The organism is Anaerolineae bacterium, from assembly GCA_016931895.1.
Classification (GTDB): domain Bacteria; phylum Chloroflexota; class Anaerolineae; order 4572-78; family J111; genus JAFGNV01.
Genome location: JAFGDY010000049.1, coordinates 1 through 16062, shown reverse-complemented (window position 1 = coordinate 16062; position 16062 = coordinate 1). Strand labels below are relative to the sequence as shown.

General features: G+C 53.9%; 14 protein-coding genes. 6 read left to right on the top strand and 8 right to left on the bottom strand.

Annotation, left to right across the window (positions count from 1 at the left end; translation table 11 throughout):
* Positions 1-214 precede the first annotated feature (214 nt).
* From JW953_04310 to JW953_04290, 5 genes are all read right to left on the bottom strand, one after another.
* Entirely contained in the window at positions 215-2287 is a 2073-nt protein-coding gene (locus JW953_04310; protein ID MBN1991901.1) for an immune inhibitor A, read from the bottom strand.
* Positions 2288-2550: 263 nt separating this feature from the next.
* On the bottom strand, positions 2551-3648 hold the full coding sequence (locus JW953_04305; protein ID MBN1991900.1) for an SH3 domain-containing protein: 1098 nt from the start codon (positions 3646-3648) through the stop codon (positions 2551-2553).
* Between the two features lie 18 nt (positions 3649-3666).
* Positions 3667-4395 (bottom strand): hypothetical protein, encoded by a 729-nt coding sequence (locus tag JW953_04300; GenBank protein ID MBN1991899.1) that lies wholly within the window; start codon positions 4393-4395, stop codon positions 3667-3669.
* Positions 4396-4404: 9 nt separating this feature from the next.
* Positions 4405-5172: a hypothetical protein gene (locus JW953_04295; protein MBN1991898.1), complete on the bottom strand. Its 768-nt coding sequence runs from the start codon at positions 5170-5172 to the stop codon at positions 4405-4407.
* A gap of 215 nt (positions 5173-5387) precedes the next feature.
* Entirely contained in the window at positions 5388-6170 is a 783-nt protein-coding gene (locus JW953_04290) for a hypothetical protein (protein ID MBN1991897.1), read from the bottom strand.
* Between the two features lie 182 nt (positions 6171-6352).
* Between JW953_04290 and tgt the strand changes: the two genes are divergently transcribed.
* Positions 6353-7465 carry a tRNA guanosine(34) transglycosylase Tgt gene (gene tgt, locus JW953_04285; GenBank protein ID MBN1991896.1) on the top strand — a complete coding sequence of 371 codons (1113 nt, stop codon included), beginning with the start codon at positions 6353-6355 and terminating at the stop codon, positions 7463-7465.
* A gap of 217 nt (positions 7466-7682) precedes the next feature.
* Here the strand turns inward: tgt and JW953_04280 are convergent, their stop codons facing one another.
* Both JW953_04280 and JW953_04275 read right to left on the bottom strand, forming a co-directional pair.
* Positions 7683-8621: a hypothetical protein gene (locus JW953_04280; GenBank protein MBN1991895.1), complete on the bottom strand. Its 939-nt coding sequence runs from the start codon at positions 8619-8621 to the stop codon at positions 7683-7685.
* 177 nt (positions 8622-8798) lie between these two features.
* Positions 8799-9902, bottom strand: a complete 1104-nt coding sequence (locus JW953_04275) for an STAS domain-containing protein (protein ID MBN1991894.1) — start codon at positions 9900-9902, stop codon at positions 8799-8801.
* Positions 9903-10437: 535 nt separating this feature from the next.
* On the opposite strand from JW953_04275, the gene JW953_04270 reads away from it, so the two are divergent.
* Both JW953_04270 and rlmN read left to right on the top strand, forming a co-directional pair.
* Positions 10438-11469 carry a DUF697 domain-containing protein gene (locus JW953_04270; GenBank protein MBN1991893.1) on the top strand — a complete coding sequence of 344 codons (1032 nt, stop codon included), beginning with the start codon at positions 10438-10440 and terminating at the stop codon, positions 11467-11469.
* Positions 11470-12525, top strand: coding sequence for a 23S rRNA (adenine(2503)-C(2))-methyltransferase RlmN (gene rlmN, locus JW953_04265; protein ID MBN1991892.1), 1056 nt, complete (start codon positions 11470-11472; stop codon positions 12523-12525). It begins immediately after the preceding gene.
* A 250-nt stretch (positions 12526-12775) separates the two neighbouring features.
* Here the strand turns inward: rlmN and JW953_04260 are convergent, their stop codons facing one another.
* Positions 12776-12955, bottom strand: coding sequence for a 50S ribosomal protein L28 (locus tag JW953_04260; protein MBN1991891.1), 180 nt, complete (start codon positions 12953-12955; stop codon positions 12776-12778).
* 167 nt (positions 12956-13122) lie between these two features.
* Here JW953_04260 and JW953_04255 point away from each other — a divergent pair, with 167 nt between their 5' ends.
* The 3 genes from JW953_04255 to JW953_04245 form a co-directional block, all read left to right on the top strand.
* Positions 13123-14760 (top strand): DAK2 domain-containing protein, encoded by a 1638-nt coding sequence (locus JW953_04255; GenBank protein ID MBN1991890.1) that lies wholly within the window; start codon positions 13123-13125, stop codon positions 14758-14760.
* 9 nt (positions 14761-14769) lie between these two features.
* Positions 14770-15624, top strand: a complete 855-nt coding sequence (locus JW953_04250) for a DegV family protein (GenBank protein ID MBN1991889.1) — start codon at positions 14770-14772, stop codon at positions 15622-15624.
* 1 nt (position 15625) lies between these two features.
* On the top strand, positions 15626-16062 hold a 437-nt coding region (locus JW953_04245), incomplete at its 3' end, for a hypothetical protein (protein ID MBN1991888.1).

Here is a 16062-nt window from a genome sequence, read left to right as displayed (position 1 = left end):
TGATAGTCCGATTTGGACAATAGTTACCATTTATAACCAAAAAAGCCGGGTTTCTTTACTTCGTTATGTCAAAATCTCGTTGTAGTATTAAGTTATGCAGAAAAAGATTTTGGATTTTTGCCAGGTAGAGACAGAACAAGGTCCTGTCTCTGCACAAAAACATTATCTGAACAACTATATTTCGAGCCTCGCCCGGATTTAAGATGTATTTGAGTTATTCTACTGCGGTAAGTTTATACTCGTATCTGGCCGGTTGGGTCGTCACCGGGGTCAAACCGCTGACCATGAGGATAGCCCGATCCAGTGTATTGCCCAGGCCGTTAATGGTCAGGGAACCGTGATTGGCCTCATCGAGGGGAAGCGGGGTAACTTTTATCTCGTCCCCAATTTCCAGCACCTGCACTAAAAATTTTTGGGGCAAAACATTGTCTATCCGCACAAAGCCGGCGGCTTGCCAGTCGCCGGGGCCGGGTTCAACGTCGTCGTAAAAGCCAATTTCGGGGATGCTGATGTCGTCTATGGCCCAGCCGGGCAGGTTGATCCCGTCGTCGGTGACATATTCAAAACGGATCAGCACTTCCCGGCCGGTGTAACCAGAAAGATCAATATTTTCTTCTATCCAACCGGGGCCGCCGCCCGAAATGCCGGTATAACCCGGCCCGTAGGCGTTGCCCGTAGGATTGTCGGTGGCGGAGTGAGGAGTGGCCAAAATGGTCCAGGTTTGGCCGCCATCGGTAGAAATTTCTACGTAGCCGTAATCCCAATTTTCTTCAATTTTGTACCAGGTCCAATAGCGCAGGGTGGCCGTGTCAACCGGCCGCAGATCAAAGGCATGGGTCAAGTGGGTGTTGGTGTCGTCGCCGCGGTGGCTGTACCATTGGTACGCGCCGCTGTGGGCATTATTGTCTATCACTTTAACCTGGGTATTGCCGGTAAAATCAAGGACCACCCGCCCCTGGCCGGTCAACTCAAGGTAATCTGCGCCATATTGGTAAACCGTAGTCTGGTTTTCGTAGGGATAAACGCTGTATCGTTCGGTCAGGGATACCGGGCCAGGGTTAAAGTCGGTATAACCCCAGCGGCCGGTTCCGGATTCAGGGTCTTGCAGATAGTTGGCGATCAAAAAATCGGCAAAGATGTCGTCAAAGCGTTCTGTAAAGCCGTGTTCAGCCAAAACAGCATTAAAGCCGGCCACACCGTTTTGGGGATTAGCCACCACGGCCTGGGTCATTTCTTCGCCGTAACGTTGCAGAAAGTAGGCCATAAAGAGGAAACTGGCCCCGTAGTTGGCCGCAGCATTGTGCGGACTTTCGGCCCAACTGGTCAATTGGGTGTCGGGGTTGGCCGTGTACGCGCCTACAAAGTTGCTGGTGCCGTAGCCGTTGATCAAAGTGGCCAGTTCGCTCAGGCCCTCGTTGGTCCAGGTATCCTCGTTGCGGTCCTGATACCAGTGAATCATGTGCTGGAATTCGTGGGCCAGCACGCCGTCAAAATAATCGTTGCCGGGCTGCAGAGCATTGAGGTTGATAAAGAACATCTCGCGCTCGTTGCTGTAGGGTTCGGCCAGTTTGGAATATTCGTTGGAGGCGGAAAAATATCCGGCCACGCCGGGCGCATTGCCCATAAAAATGTGCACGCGGGGATCGTTGTCAACGCCGGGCGACCATTCGCTGCCAAAAAAGGCGCGGTTGGTGGGGTAGGTTTTTGTTTCAAAACGTTCGGCGGAACGTTGCAGCGCCTCGGCGTTGACCTCCATGCCGTCTTGGACCCACCAATAGGCGTGGCCGGTAACGTACCTTAACCCGGCGGTTACCTGGAATTGGCGGGGGGGGATTTGTTGATTATCCGTAACCCAAAAGGTGTCACTGTCGCCCGGTTGAAAATTATAGGCAACCTCCCGGCTCACTTCTGGAATTTCTTGGCCGGCATGCTTCAGGCGCATAGCCAGCAGGCGTTGGTCGCGCTCCGGCAGCACAGCCTGGGTGAGCAGTTGCTCGGTGGAGGGTTGCAGCGGGCTGGCCTGGATGTCGCTACCGCTTTCTTTTTCGGCTGTTGGTTCCATCTGTTCAGCAGCAACCGGAGATGGGGAGATTGTTGGGGAGGGTATGTTCACCGGGGTAGGCGCCAGGCGTGCAACAGGGGTAGGGCTGGCTGTGACCGGCGCAGCTATTGGTTCGGGATTCTTGGCCAAACGAATAGCTTGCCAGGCGCCGGTCCCCATCACCACTGCGCAGCACAGCAGCACAAACATTGAAATTCCAAACCAAAGAAGTACTTTTTTAGACAAAGCTTATCTCCCGATTATACCAACCTCTTTCATCATTTGTAACTGTTCAGGCATGTCATTTCGACCGAAGGGAGAAATCTCCTTACATTCACTGTTAACCAAAGTTTGGCAGTGAACGCCCAGTTTTTGGGGTTAATTTGCCAAACCAACACCCCTTTTAACCGCCACCTCAAGGAGATTCCTCGCTATCGCTCGGATGACATATGAATAATTACCATAATTTGTCGTTGGCCCTTCATCTTAGCCCCTTTGCGGGCCTTTACTCAGGGACGTGGGAGTGGCTGCGAATACAGTCCTTTGTCGCAATCCCAATGACAAACCCAATCGGCGTTAATGACCATTTCGTCGGGATACACCACTTCTACGGGGATCTCCTCAGACAGGCGGGTGAACTCTTTGCATTGGGCTTCAAAGCGAGCCTGAAAGTCCGCACACTCGTAGCGCACCACCGAAAGATACCACCAGCCCGGACAATTTTGCAACTCAATGCCGGCCACATCCCATTCCTCGTTTTTGTCTGGATAATGATGGCTGGCCCCGGCCGGGTGAGAGATGGCCCCCCACGACAGATTGGTCACATAAACGCTGTAACCGTAAACAAAGTTCCCCGCCTCATCCCGCATTCGCCCTTTAAAGTGACAGATGCCCGCATTTTCAGAAGCGTGCCAGGCGCCGGGCGTAAATTGGTATTTAGGTGGTTCCGGCGCCGGCGGCGGCGACTCTTCTGGCGGCGATTCTTCTGGAGGTGGAGCTGCCGGTGGCTCAGATACGGCGGCAACAGCTACCACCTCCGGGTTGCCGTCAACCTGCACCAGGGGAGCGTAAACCCAGCCGGTGGTGCTTGAGCCGGGGGGGTATTCCACTTGCAGCCAGGTGCTGTCCGCGTTGCGCCCCACCACGTTAGAAGAAGCCCCTACCGGCGCGGTGCCGAGTACGGGATAATTGGTGCCCGGACCGCCGCGCACATTCATATCTTTCAAAATGGTAACCGTTACCGCAGCGCTGACCGGCTCTGGGGTGTCTGGTGGGGGTGGGGGAGGGGTGGGGGAAGGTTCAAAAATTTCCGGCGTGGGGGACGGTTCAAGGGTGGCGGTAGAGGTTGGTTGGGCGTTAACGTCTATCATAACAATATTGGCCGGGGTGGGAGTAAATGTGGGCAAAGGGATGCGGGTGGGGGTTGGCGGGTTGTTATTGCCCAGCAACTCAGACAGGCTGCCGGATAAACCGCACCCCAACGAAGCCAGGCTTAACACCAGGGGCAGGGCCAGCACCCATCCTCGCCGACTCGTTCCCAAACTGAGTTTGGGAACGAAAAAACCCGGCACACACTTGCGCAATGCTGTACTTAGTTTATGTTTCATTTTTAGCTCCAAATTAATTCACTCTTGCTTGAAAAAGTCAAAATGAACATACTGCATGGGGTCGGCGCTGAGGTTCACTTCGATTTCCGGCGATACTTGCGCTCCTCCTTCAACCAGGTAAATCTTGTAAACTCCGGGCGTGTAGGGGGTGAATTCCAGTTTGGTGTTCATGTTGTGATTATCGCCGGTGCCCTTAACGGTGCTGTCGCCAAAACCGGAACCGGATACCTCGCTTAAATAGGTATTGCCGTCCGGGGCAACGGCCTTCATTTGAAAACCGGACAGGGTTTTGAATTGGCCCGGCGTGTAATCTACCCTGATCCAGGCCGTCATGCGGGTTTCGCCCGGCGAGCCGGTATCGTGAATAAAGTAAGCCGCGCTAAAGGGGTATTCCGGGGCCGGGGTAGCCGTAGGTTCTTCGGGGGTGGGGGTGGCGGTGGGTTCGGCCGGTTCCGGGGCCGCCGCTTGGGCCGGCGGCGGCGCGGCGGCCTCGGCCGGGGTTTCGGTGGGGGTGGGCGTAGGCGTTTCGGTGGGGGTGGGGGTGGGGGTGAAGGTAGGGGTAGGGGTAAAGGTGGGCGTCCAGGGTGGGGTAAAAGTGTAAGTAGGCCGGGGCGTTTTGCGCGGCGTGACGGTGGGCGTGGGCTGCTGCACGGCCAGCGCCCCTACCGAACAGGCCAGGCTTGCGGCCAGGCCGGCCATACCGATGATCATCACTATGGGTAAAGGAATACGTTGCCGGAAGTTCAAGCGTTCCTCTTACTTTTTCTGAAAAATGATAAAGTCCCAAACCCATTGGTTGGGATCGGCCGCATACGAAAGCGGAATGACTTCCGAAAGTGGGGAGCCGTTGTTATCGGCCAGGTAAACGTTCCAGGTGCCGTCTTCAAAAACGCCCGGTTCAAATTGCAGGTTGCCCTGTTTGATGTAACTGCAATCCAGGCAATTTGCTTTGCTATAGCTCCAATCGCTCAAAGGGCTTTCTTTGTGCGCTCCCGAAGGAACATGGTCGCCCACCATCTTGATGCCGCCTATAGGGGTATTGTTACCGTCAATCACAGCTACCAGAATAGTAATAACGTGATAAGTAGTTCCCTGAATAGCCCGGTCGCCCCGCTCTATTACCCTGAACGGCCAATCCGGGGTGGGGGTAGGGACAGGCGCGGGGGTGTCGGTGGGCGGGGGGGGAGGAGAGGTGTTGGTGGGCACAGGCGTGTCGGTGGGCAGGGGGGTGGGGGTGATGGTGGGGGTGTCGGTGGGAACCGGGGTGTAGGTGTCGGTGGGGATGGGGGTGATGGTGGGGGTAGGCGTGCTGGTGGGCGTTTCGGTGTAATAGGGGGTAGGGGTGAAGGTGGGCCGGAGGGTGGGCCGGCGGCGGGTGGTTTCGTCCTCCTGGTCGGCGCTGAGTTTGGCCACCGGGCCGCTGGTTTTGACCCGGTCAAGAACGGATTGGGCCAGGCTGCAATTTAAAGAAATAAAGGCAAGCACAACAAACGCCGCCAAAAGAGGGCGTGGCAATTTGGTCATCACAATTTCCTTCCTTCTTATACTTCAAACAAACATTCATTATAGCATGTTGGCAAAATGAGGCAAAACTGTGGAAGGAGGGGAGAATATTAATTGGAGGCGAATATTGGCTCACCGCCGAGGCGCAAAGATGGCAAAGAAAAAACTCTGCGTTCTCAGCGTTTCCGCGGTGAATTTGGGGCAGATGGGGCAAACTCGCCCCCAACCGGAAGCAACTAAAGGCCGGCCAATTTGATCCTGATCTCAGCGCCCAACCCCGGCGCGGCCAACCGATTTTTGATCACGGCCAGGCTGGCTTTGTAGGCGGTGGCGATGCCATCTTTGTAGGTCCAATTTTCGTCTTGCACCCACAAGCGCACTTCGGCCAATTCGGGCAGGGGGAAACCGGAGGGGTAATTGGCGGCGTTAAAAGGGTTATTATCCAGGGGATTGGTAATAAACAAAAACACACTTTCCGATTGCCTGACAATGCTCCGCAGGCGGCTCAGCAAGGTCCAGAGCAGGTCAGGGTCGGCGTGGTTAAGCAGTTCCGCCACCGCGCCCATGCTCACCACCAGCAAGCCTTTGCTGCGGGCGGCGCTTTCCAGGGTGGTCAGGGCGGCAAAAACCGTATCGGGCCGGGCAAGGAACAATTGGGGCGCCATCAGGCCGCAGCGTTCAACCTGCCAGGGGTCAACATTGTGCCCCATATCAATAATGGTCACAATATGCTGCTGGCGCTGCACCTTTGCGCCAATTTTGGCAGCGATGCACATAGCCCCGTCGCCGGGGCTTGATCCGCCCGGGCCGATCAATTCGGTGATTTTGCCGCAGGGCAAGCCGCCAATGCCCAGCGTTTTGTCCAGGGGGCGCAGGCCGGTGGGCAAGGTAGGCGCATCAAGGGCCGGCGGTTTGTAGTTGAGTTTGGTGGGAATCGCGTATGGGTCGGGCCGCCCGGCGAAAATACGGGCCACATTTTGGATGATTTTGTAGACTTGACGCGAGCTTCTGGCCGCCACTAAAAATAACCTCACCACGGATGTAAGGTTATTATACCAGAACGAATGTTCTATTGTCAAGGTTTTTTAGCTTAAAACTTAGAGCATGCCCACAGTCCAGATGCCCTATCGCAAAAGTAATCCCCAAAATTGGTCAGGGGTGAGGTTATGATATAATAATTCGGTTTGTAGAGGTCGAAACAATGTCCTTCTCTTTTGAACTTATTGCCGAAGACAAACACAGCCGGGCCAGGGCCGGGATCATCCACACCCCCCACGGCGATATTCCCACGCCTGTTTTTGCGCCGGTGGGCACGCAGGCTACGGTTAAAACCCTCACCCCGGCTGAACTGCACGACCTGGGGGCAACGCTCATTCTGGGCAACACCTACCATCTCTACCTGCGGCCCGGCGCAGACCTGATTGCCGATTTTGGCGGCCTGCACCAATTTATGCAATGGGACGGGCCTATTTTAACCGACTCCGGCGGGTTTCAGGTGTTCAGCCTGGCCGGGCTGCGCGAGGTGGATGAAGAGGGGGTCACGTTTCGCTCGCACCTTGACGGCTCCACCCACCGTTTTACCCCGGAAAGCGTGATCGCCCTCCAGGAAAAACTGGGCGGGGATATTATCATGGCCTTTGACGAGTGCCCCCCGCCGGAGGATCACGCCTACAATGTTGAGGCCCTGGCCCGCACGCATCGCTGGGCCGAACGGTGCCGGGCAGCCCAACGCCGCGCCGATCAAGCCCTGTACGGCATTGTGCAGGGCGGGGTGTTTGCCGACCTGCGGGCGCAGAGCGCGGAGTTTCTGACGGCGCTGGATTTTCCGGGATACGCCATCGGCGGATTGAGCGTGGGCGAAACCAAGGCTCAAATGCACGCCATGCTGGACGTGGTGCAGCCTATTTTGCCCCGCCACAAACCCCGTTATCTGATGGGCGTGGGTAGCCCGGAAGATTTGTTTGAAAGTGTGGCGCGAGGGGTGGATCAATTCGATTGCGTGCTGCCCACCCGCATTGCCCGCAACGGGGCGGTTTTTACCAAACAAGGCCGCCTCAATTTACGCAACGCCCGTTTCGCCGCCGATAAAAACCCCATCGAGCCGGATTGCCGGTGTTACACCTGCCGCAACTTTAGCCTGGCCTATCTGCGCCACCTGATCATTGCCAAAGAAACGTTGGCTTTACGCCTGGCCACGCTGCATAACCTTCATTTTATCCTGGAAACCATGGGGCGGATTCGACAATCAATTTTGGCAGGCACGTTTGGGGAGTATAAGCGTGCTTTTTTGGCAACTTACAAAACCGTTACTTAAAAAGCCGCCTGCCAGGCTTTTGTAATAATTTAGCTTCTTTTTTCCCGGGTAACATTTATTAAAAAGTCCTTCGTAGTTTTGCTACGAAGGACTTTTATCTATTCCGTTAGCAGCCTGTTGGAGAAGTAGGATGGTTTTCCTTGCTTAAGCGGGTTAAAAATCCACCCTACGAGATTTTTTAACAGGCTGCCAGAGGAAGTTAGGATCAGCTTCCTTACTACGTTGGAAACTGCTTTTCCAGGAAAGCCCTGGGAATTAGTTGAGACAGCCCATCTGAATATAGCTCATCCAAACCTATCTCTATTTTGGTATAATCGCCCTTGCGGCTGAAGGTGGGGTTGTAATAAAACAGGCGTTGCTGGGCCAGGGTAGGGGCGGTAGCCACAAATTTTTCTATCACCGGGTCCCATTTTGGCACCAGGGCAGGCTTGGGGGCAAAGCAGGCAAAACAGAGCCGCTGCACCTCGGGCGATTCCCAATTGAAGGTATAGTACAGGGGCACCGCGCGGGCGCAGTGTTGTAACATTTCGTCGTTGGGCACATTCAGCCCCAGGTCGCCCAGCATGCCGGCGCATTTTTGCGGGGTTAAGCCGCCAATCTCCCAGGCCATAAAATACAAGTTGATGGTTTTTGAGCGAAAATCTACGCCAAACAACCTGACCATCTGATGCTGGTATTTTTTAAAAAAGTCCAGATGAGCGGCGATGCCATCCGGTACGCCCGGCATCTGCAAGACCTTCTCTAACGGGACCGAATTGGGGAAAAAGAGCCATATTTTCTCCAAGCCGGTCGCAGCCCCGGCATCCACCCCAAAAAATCCGGTTTTATTGGGAATCAGCCCAAAATGATCCATTGCCGTGGGAATGATGTCCAAACAAGGATGACCGTTCTTTTTAATGAGGCCGTTTTCAACGGCTACATCAAACGGATAAAAAGGAACCCACAGGTTAATGTAGCGAAAATTGATGTCCTGGATCGGGCCGGTGGTGGTTCTATAGGCAGTACTGCCCGCCTCAAAAGGCGCTTTTAAAACGGTGAGGGTTTTGTCTATGGCGTCCTTATCGTATGCTGCGCCCATTTTCTCGGCGGCAAGAACCACGGCGTTGCTAATTTGCTCAATATCATGTGTTTTCGGAAAAGTTATTTTTGGCTGCATTTCTGGTTTTCCTTTCTTGATATAATGGATGATTGACTGGTCCCTTACGCAATTATGCAAGACCTATTCAGCACTTTTACCGGGTAGAGACAAGACATTGTCCTGTTTCTATCCAAAAACATTAGCCAAACAACTATTATTCCGGCCTGGGAGCGTAGCAGCCCGGCAGCGTCCGGGTCAGGCTTCACTCAATTTTACGCCCACGCTGCTCAAGGCGGTCACCAAGCCGGTTTGTAAATCGCGCAACGTTTCAAGCTTGCCCCAATCAATGCCCAGATCCACAATGGTCTCGGCCACTTCGTCGGAAATACCGGTGACAATGGTCCGCGCCCCCTTCAGTTGCGCGGCCTGGATGGTTTTATTGAGATGGTTAACAATGCCGGTATCCATAATTGAAACACCGGTCACGTCCAAAATAACCACCCTGGCCTGGTGTTTGCTGATACCGGCCAGCAGGGCGCGGGTAATATCTCTGGCCCGCATAGTGTCAATGCTGCCGATGAGGGGCATCACAATAATGCTGCCTCTTCCGTCGGGCGCGTTCATCAGGGGGATAACGGGAGTGGACAATTCCTGGATGGCCTGTTTCTGGGCCTCAATGACTTGCTGTTGCAGAAGTTCGCGTTCGGCCATACTTTCCTCTAATTCGGCGGTGCGTTCGGCCACCCGCTGTTCCAGCGTAGCTTTATGCTCTACCAACTCTGCCTGCGTGCGTTGAAATTGCGAGGTATAGAACCATTGCAACACGGCCATAAAGGTCAATATCCCGGTTACGGCGATGAAATACATTGAGGCATTATCTTCAGGCGCCGGGGCCTGCGGCAAACGGTTCTGAATGTGGAGCCAACCAAAACCAAGATAGGCGACAATACACAGGACCAACATCCCCCACCGGGTTTTGCCCTCCTGAAGAATGGCAGCCAGCAAAACCACGCTGGCATAAATTAATATCGCCACGGACCCCACGCCGTAATCGTAATTGGTTTTAAGGGCCAGGGCAAAAAAGACAAAAAGCGCCACATAGCCGGCCCAACGCCAATACCCCCGGTCGGCTGCCCACCACCCGGTAAGGAGTAGTATCTCCATAACCAGGGTAATCACCGGCATCTCCGGCGTCAATGCGCCTACCAGTGCCCCAATCAAGAAAGGGAAAAATAAAACCCCATTGACCAAAATCAAAATGACCAGCACAACTTTGGTCATGTACTCCCGCCGCGAGTCGCTTTCATCCGTGGCGTAGGGAATAGTCAAACGATGCCACAAGTGTTGTAAATTATTCATGATGACCCTCCTTATCAGGTGTTTCCAAGTTAACGGATTAACTGAGAAATTCCTGAGGCAAGTTATATCACGGTTCGTTTAGCAGTGTGTCTCCCCAACGGCATATCCGTTTGTTAAGGTTCGCATTCTCCTATACCTTGGCTTGATCTTTTTATGCTCCCGCCTGGTTTAGTAACAGGACAAAGGGAATTGATCATTTATTCATCGCCCTTCTGCTGTTATTGGTTGACATACTTTACGGCACGGGTGTCCCTCCCAAATTAAGGATAGTTGTGGCGCGAGCAAAAATAGGGGCGTGACTGAGGAAAATAAGAGCCGCCATATAATTCTTGTTGAACCAAGTAGAGAATGACTCCAGTTAATTGTAACAGGACTTGCTATAAATTGACAAATTTCAAAATGTAATAGAGCAAAGGATAAGGGGCCAGAACCACATTTATCTTAAAATGTCTCCTCATTAGGCAAGCGGTGGATTTTGGTTATAATTCAAATAATAGGGGTATTGAAATAAGCTTAAAAGGATTAACCAGAAACTATGACCGAAAAATCACTCAAAATCCAGGCTGAAGAAATTATGGTGGCGGTGGACCGGGATTTGCAACAGAAGGCCAAATCTCAGTCTCCGGCGGAATTGGCCGCAATTGACTCTAAAGCCGGCGTGATTGCCAATCTCATTTACAAGGCCATTAGTGATGTGGATATTGCCGCCGCAACAGACAAAATTGAGGATTTGAAGGCTAAATATCCCGATGCTTCGCCCCAGACCCTCTCGCAAAAACTCATCCGGGAAAAGTGTCAGAAAACAGGCGTGGTGGGGGCGGTCACATCCGGGGCGGGGCTGATTCCCGGCGTGGGGACGGCAGCAGCCCTTACCCTGGGCACGGCGGCCGACATTGGGGCTACTTTTAAATTACAGGCAGAATTGGTGTTAGAAATTGCCGCTGTCTATAATTATCCCTTGACTGAAGAAGAGAAACAGCGGATTGTGTTGGCCATTACCGGCCTGAGCGCGGGCACCACCATGCTGGCCCGTAGCGCCGGGCAACGAGTAGTCGGGAAGGTCAGTGAAAAGGTGGCTGAAAAAGCTGTAGAAAAAACCGTCGTCAAAGCCTTACCGGTGGTAGGCGTGCTGGCTTCGGCGGGAACCAATGTGCTCTCGTCGTACATTATCGGCCAGCGGGCGGATGCTTATTTCCGGTTGGGGCCGGAGGCGGTAGGCACCTGGGGCGATAGTCTGCGGGCCATCACCGGCGTGGATGAGCGCAAGATTGCCGGTTGGGTGGCCGAGAGCGGCAAGGTGGCCGGGCAAAAAGTATCGGCGGGGGCAAGCAAAGTAGCCGGGGCAGTGGGCGTGGGCGCGCAAAAAGCCGGCGAAACCGCCCGCACCGGCTTCAGATTTTACCTCCGCTGGCTGGTTACGTTTTGGACAACGGCGTTTTGGCTTGCTGGCCAGGTTCTTGCTTTTGGGTGGGCCGTGATTAGCTTCATTCCCCGGCGGGTGATGGGATTATTTGGACAAAAGGACAAGCCAAAGGCCGGAAAAAAGAAAAAGGCCAAACGCCCATAAATGGACACAGCTAACAAACCCATCCTCCTCAACCTTTCCTCAACCGAACTCAAAGACCTGCTGATTGGTTGGGGAGAGCCGGGCTACCGGGCCGCGCAAATTGAAACCTGGCTCTATCAACATTACGTAGACGATGCGACTCAAATGACCACCCTGCCCCAACCCCTGCGCCAACGCCTGACCGCAGAGAGTGTGCTCAGCCCGCTGACGGCGCTGGTTTCGCTGGACTCCGCCGACGGCTATACGCATAAAACACTGTTTGCCCTGCCGGATAGACAAGAGATCGAGACAGTGTTAATGCGCTATGACCGGCGCCAAACCTTGTGCCTCAGCACCCAGGCCGGCTGCGCCATGGGCTGTCCTTTTTGCGCTACCGGGCAAATGGGCTTTCAGCGGAATCTTTTGGCAGGAGAGATTGTGGCCCAGGCGCTTTATTATGCCCGCCAGCTTCACCGGGCCGGCCGGCAGGTCACCCATATTGTGCTTATGGGCATGGGCGAACCATTGGCCAACTATGCCCAAACCTGGCAAGCCATTCGCCGGTTGAATGATCCGGCCGGTTTTAAGCTGGGGGCGCGCCGCATGACCCTCTCCACCGTGGGGCTGGTCCCGGCCATCCGCCGGATGAGCCGGGAGCCGGAGCAGGTTGGGCTGGCCGTCTCGTTACACGCGCCAACAGACGAACTGCGCAACACCCTGGTGCCCCTCAATCGCCGCTATCCCCTGGCCATGCTAATGCAGGCCATCCGGGATTACCTTGAGCGCACCCATCGCCGGGTGACCTTTGAATATGCGCTGATGGACCAAGTGAACGACAGCCCGCTTCAGGCCGAGCAATTGGCCACCTTGCTCCAGGGGCTGCTTTGCCACGTCAATCTCATCCCGCTAAATCCCACCCCCCATTCGCCCTGGCGCGGCTCGCCTGACGAGCGGGTGGCTGCGTTTCGGGATAAATTGCAGGCAGGGGGGATTCCCACTACTGTCCGGCTCCGGCGCGGCCTTGATATTGCCGCCGGATGCGGCCAATTACGAAATGCGGCCGGCCAAAAAAGATGAGCCGCCAAAAATCTTGCATTTTTGGGGGGAACGTTGTATTATAGTGGATGGTGTTTTTTTGCGCCCGGTTGATCTGAATGGGTAGAATCCCCTATATATGGGAACGGATTTGGCTATATCCCCAAGATATAGGATAGGGTAGGTTAGCAGGGCGGGTTGCTGAGTAGTATTCTAAATCTTCCAAACAAAAAAGGCCAGCACACAAGCTGGCCTTTAAAGATAAAAAATTTCTTGATTGTTAAGTTTGCGCCTAAACTTTGGCAGCCGTTCGTAAACACCGGGCGCAGACTCTAACCTTTTTAGGCTTACCAGCCACCATAATGGTCACCTTTTGAATATTTGGTTTCCACTGTCGCTTGGTGTGGCGCATGGAGTGGCTCACGTTGTGTCCACTTAAAGGCTTTTTACCGCAGATTTCACACTTGGCCATGGTCAATTTCCTTATCTAAATTTTCAAACAAAAGCCGCAACACACCCGTTGCGACCACAAAGCGATATAATAGCATAGAGGCCGCAAATTGGCAAACAGCCGTCAGGTAATGCAACGTGACGATCAGCGGTGTGTTTTACAGAGCAAAGAGGGGCCAGTTGACAGGATTGTCTAACAAAGAATTGATCAGGCAAGGGTTTCAGGTAAAAAATGGCATTGTGGTGGCGGGTAATGGGATTGGCCTTAAAAATATGTTTCAGGGCGGCCAGCAATGGCTTGAAGCGCACGTGGGGATAGTCAACAATCTGAACGTTTTTCCGGTGCCCGATGGCGACACCGGCACCAACATGTGGCTGACCATGCGCGCGGCCCTGAGAGAAGTAGAGGAAGCGCCGGACCATACAGTGGGCGTCATTGCCGCCTTTGCCGCCAGGGGCGCGTTGCTGGGCGCCAGAGGTAACTCCGGCGTTATTTTATCTCAGTTTTTACAAGGTTTAGCCAGAGGCTTTGAGAATCAAAGGGCTTTTACCACCCAAAATTTCGCCCGCGCGGCCAAATTAGGGGCGGAGCAGGCCTATCAAAGCGTCATCAACCCGGTCGAGGGCACCATTCTGACGGTGGCCCGGGCTATTTCTGAGGCAGCCCAACAGAGCGCCAAATCCGGCCGGGATGTACTGGCTCAACTGGTCGCGGTTTTGGCCGCAGCCAGGCTGGCCCAGGCTAATACCCCCGCCCTGTTGCCCGTGTTACGGGAAGCGGGCGTTACCGATGCGGGGGGACAGGGTTTGGTTTATATTTTGGAGGGGGGCCTGCGTTTCATTAACAACGGCCTGGTTGACCTCTCCCCCGTCAGCCCCGTTTTGCCGGTTCGGCTCAAGCCAACCGTGTCTGAGGCTTATGGGTATGATGTGCAATTTCTGATCCAGGGTGAACGGCTGGATGTGCCGGAAATCCGGGCTTATATCAATAGTATTGGCCGCTCAACCCTGGTAGTGGGCGATGAACGGCTGGTAAAAGTGCATGTTCATACCCCAAACCCCGAGGCGCCCCTTTCTTATGGGGCCAGTCAGGGTATCGTCAGCGACGTAGTAGTGGAAAATTTGGATGAACAGACCCGGGCCTTTGTGGGCCAAGTTGAAACAAAACAAACAACCATCGCCGTTATCGCGGTTGTTCCCGGTGAGGGTCTGGCTAAAATTTGTCGGAGTTTGGGCGCAAGTCAAGTTTTGTTTGGCGGCCAAACCAAAAATCCCAGCGTGCAAGAGCTGTTGGCAGCCATTGAGCAGGTAAAGGCCACGACGGTGTTGGTGTTGCCAAATAACAAAAATGTTATTCCGGCAGCCCAACAGGCGCAAAGTTTGTCGCCAAAGAAGGTGGTGGTGTTACCGGCCAAAACCGTGCCCCAGGGCATTGCGGCGCTGCTTTCGTTCAATCATCAGACTGATCTTAAAACCAATGTGCAGCGTATGTTGGAGGCCACCCAACAGGTGCGCACCCTGGAAGTAGCGCGAGCGGCGCGTGCTAGCAGCCTCAATGGTTTTAATATCAAAACCGGCGATGTGATTGGCCTGCTGGACAATAAATTGGTCAGCGCCGGTCAGGATGAGGATGAGGTATCATTGGCCGCGCTCTTGCCCCTAGAGGTTCAAGCGTATGACCTCATGACGATTTATTTTGGCCAGGATCGTTTGCTTAAGCAGGCCCAAGCCCTGGCCGGTAAGATTAGAGCGCGTTATGCTCACTTGCAAATTGAGATTCATCCGGGGGGACAACCCCATTATCAATATATAATTTCATTGGAGTGATAGATTACCTTGTCTAAAGTTGCCATTATCACCGATAGCACAGCCTACTTTAAACCGGGCGAAGCTGAAAATTTGGGAATACACGTGGTTCCGCTCAATATTCAACTGGGGATGGACAAATTTTTAGAGGGGATTGAATTGGACACGGATGAACTTTTTCATCGGCTCAATTATGGCGCGCCCTATCCCATCAGCCTTCCCCCCGACCTGGCCGTTTTTGAAAAGCTCTATGCCGACCTGCATGCCCAAACAGACCAAATTCTGGCCATTCATGTTTCCCGGCGTTTGAGCAAAACCTTGCAGGTTTCTGAAATGGGCGCCGAGGCCATGTTGGGCCGTTGCGCCATTGAGATCATTGACTCTATGACCACCTCGATGGGGCTGGGGATTTTGGTGAAGGCGGCGGCGGAAGCGGCCAATGCCGGCGCGCCGCTGGACGATATTGTGCGCCTGGTGCGGGGCATGCTGCCTCATATCTATCTGGTTTTTTATGTGGAAACCATGGATTACCTGGAACGCGGTGGCCGCATTGGCAAAGCCCAGGCTATTCTTGGCTCCATGCTCAATATCAAACCGATTCTTTTTATGGAAGATGGCGACATTATCCCCCTGGAAAAAGTGCGCACTACCGAAAAGGCCATTGAAAAGCTTTTTGAGTTTGTGGCCGAATTTGATAATTTAGAGCAAACTGCTATTATTCAATGCAATAAGCACCCCAATAGAGACGCGCGTACGCTCCAGCAGCGATTGGTCCAAAGCTTCCCCAGGTTGGATTTTCCCATCATTCAATACGGACCAGACCTGGCGACCCGGGTTGGGCCAAACGCCCTGGGGATTGTAGTTTACGAAGGGATGGCCTTTTAACGTGTTACCCAGCTTTGATAAACTAACCCGGATGTTGATCCAGGAAAGGCGACTTGAATACAAAAACAAGGCCGTGATGGGCGGCCTGGAAAAATTTGCCCCCAACTGGGTAACCGAGGCCCAACAAGAAGCCACCACCGCCGCCGAACGCCAACTCATTGAGGACGTTGCCCAAAAGCTGTATCGTTACCCGGATATCCCTGAAACCGACCGCCCGAATTTTGTCCACCGGCTGCTGGTCAAATTGCATAAATCCGGCGAGCAGGCCACCGCCGAAACAGAGACTGCCGCCGATAAGGATAAACCGACCCCAACCCAACAACAGCCTGAACCTGATATGAGCCAGGAAGTTGCGCCGGCCCGCGAGTCTTCTGTTGAAATAACAGAAAAACCCGTCTCGCCTCAGCCTGAAACTGAAGCGAGCGCGGAATCTGCGCC

Coding starts and splice junctions, on each gene's coding strand:
- JW953_04305 (MBN1991900.1), bottom strand. CDS start 3,648: ATGAAACATAAACTAAGTACAGCATTGCGCAAGTGTGTGCCGGGTTTT.
- JW953_04295 (MBN1991898.1), bottom strand. CDS start 5,172: ATGACCAAATTGCCACGCCCTCTTTTGGCGGCGTTTGTTGTGCTTGCC.
- tgt (MBN1991896.1), top strand. CDS start 6,353: ATGTCCTTCTCTTTTGAACTTATTGCCGAAGACAAACACAGCCGGGCC.
- JW953_04280 (MBN1991895.1), bottom strand. CDS start 8,621: ATGCAGCCAAAAATAACTTTTCCGAAAACACATGATATTGAGCAAATT.
- JW953_04275 (MBN1991894.1), bottom strand. CDS start 9,902: ATGAATAATTTACAACACTTGTGGCATCGTTTGACTATTCCCTACGCC.
- JW953_04270 (MBN1991893.1), top strand. CDS start 10,438: ATGACCGAAAAATCACTCAAAATCCAGGCTGAAGAAATTATGGTGGCG.
- rlmN (MBN1991892.1), top strand. CDS start 11,470: ATGGACACAGCTAACAAACCCATCCTCCTCAACCTTTCCTCAACCGAA.
- JW953_04260 (MBN1991891.1), bottom strand. CDS start 12,955: ATGGCCAAGTGTGAAATCTGCGGTAAAAAGCCTTTAAGTGGACACAAC.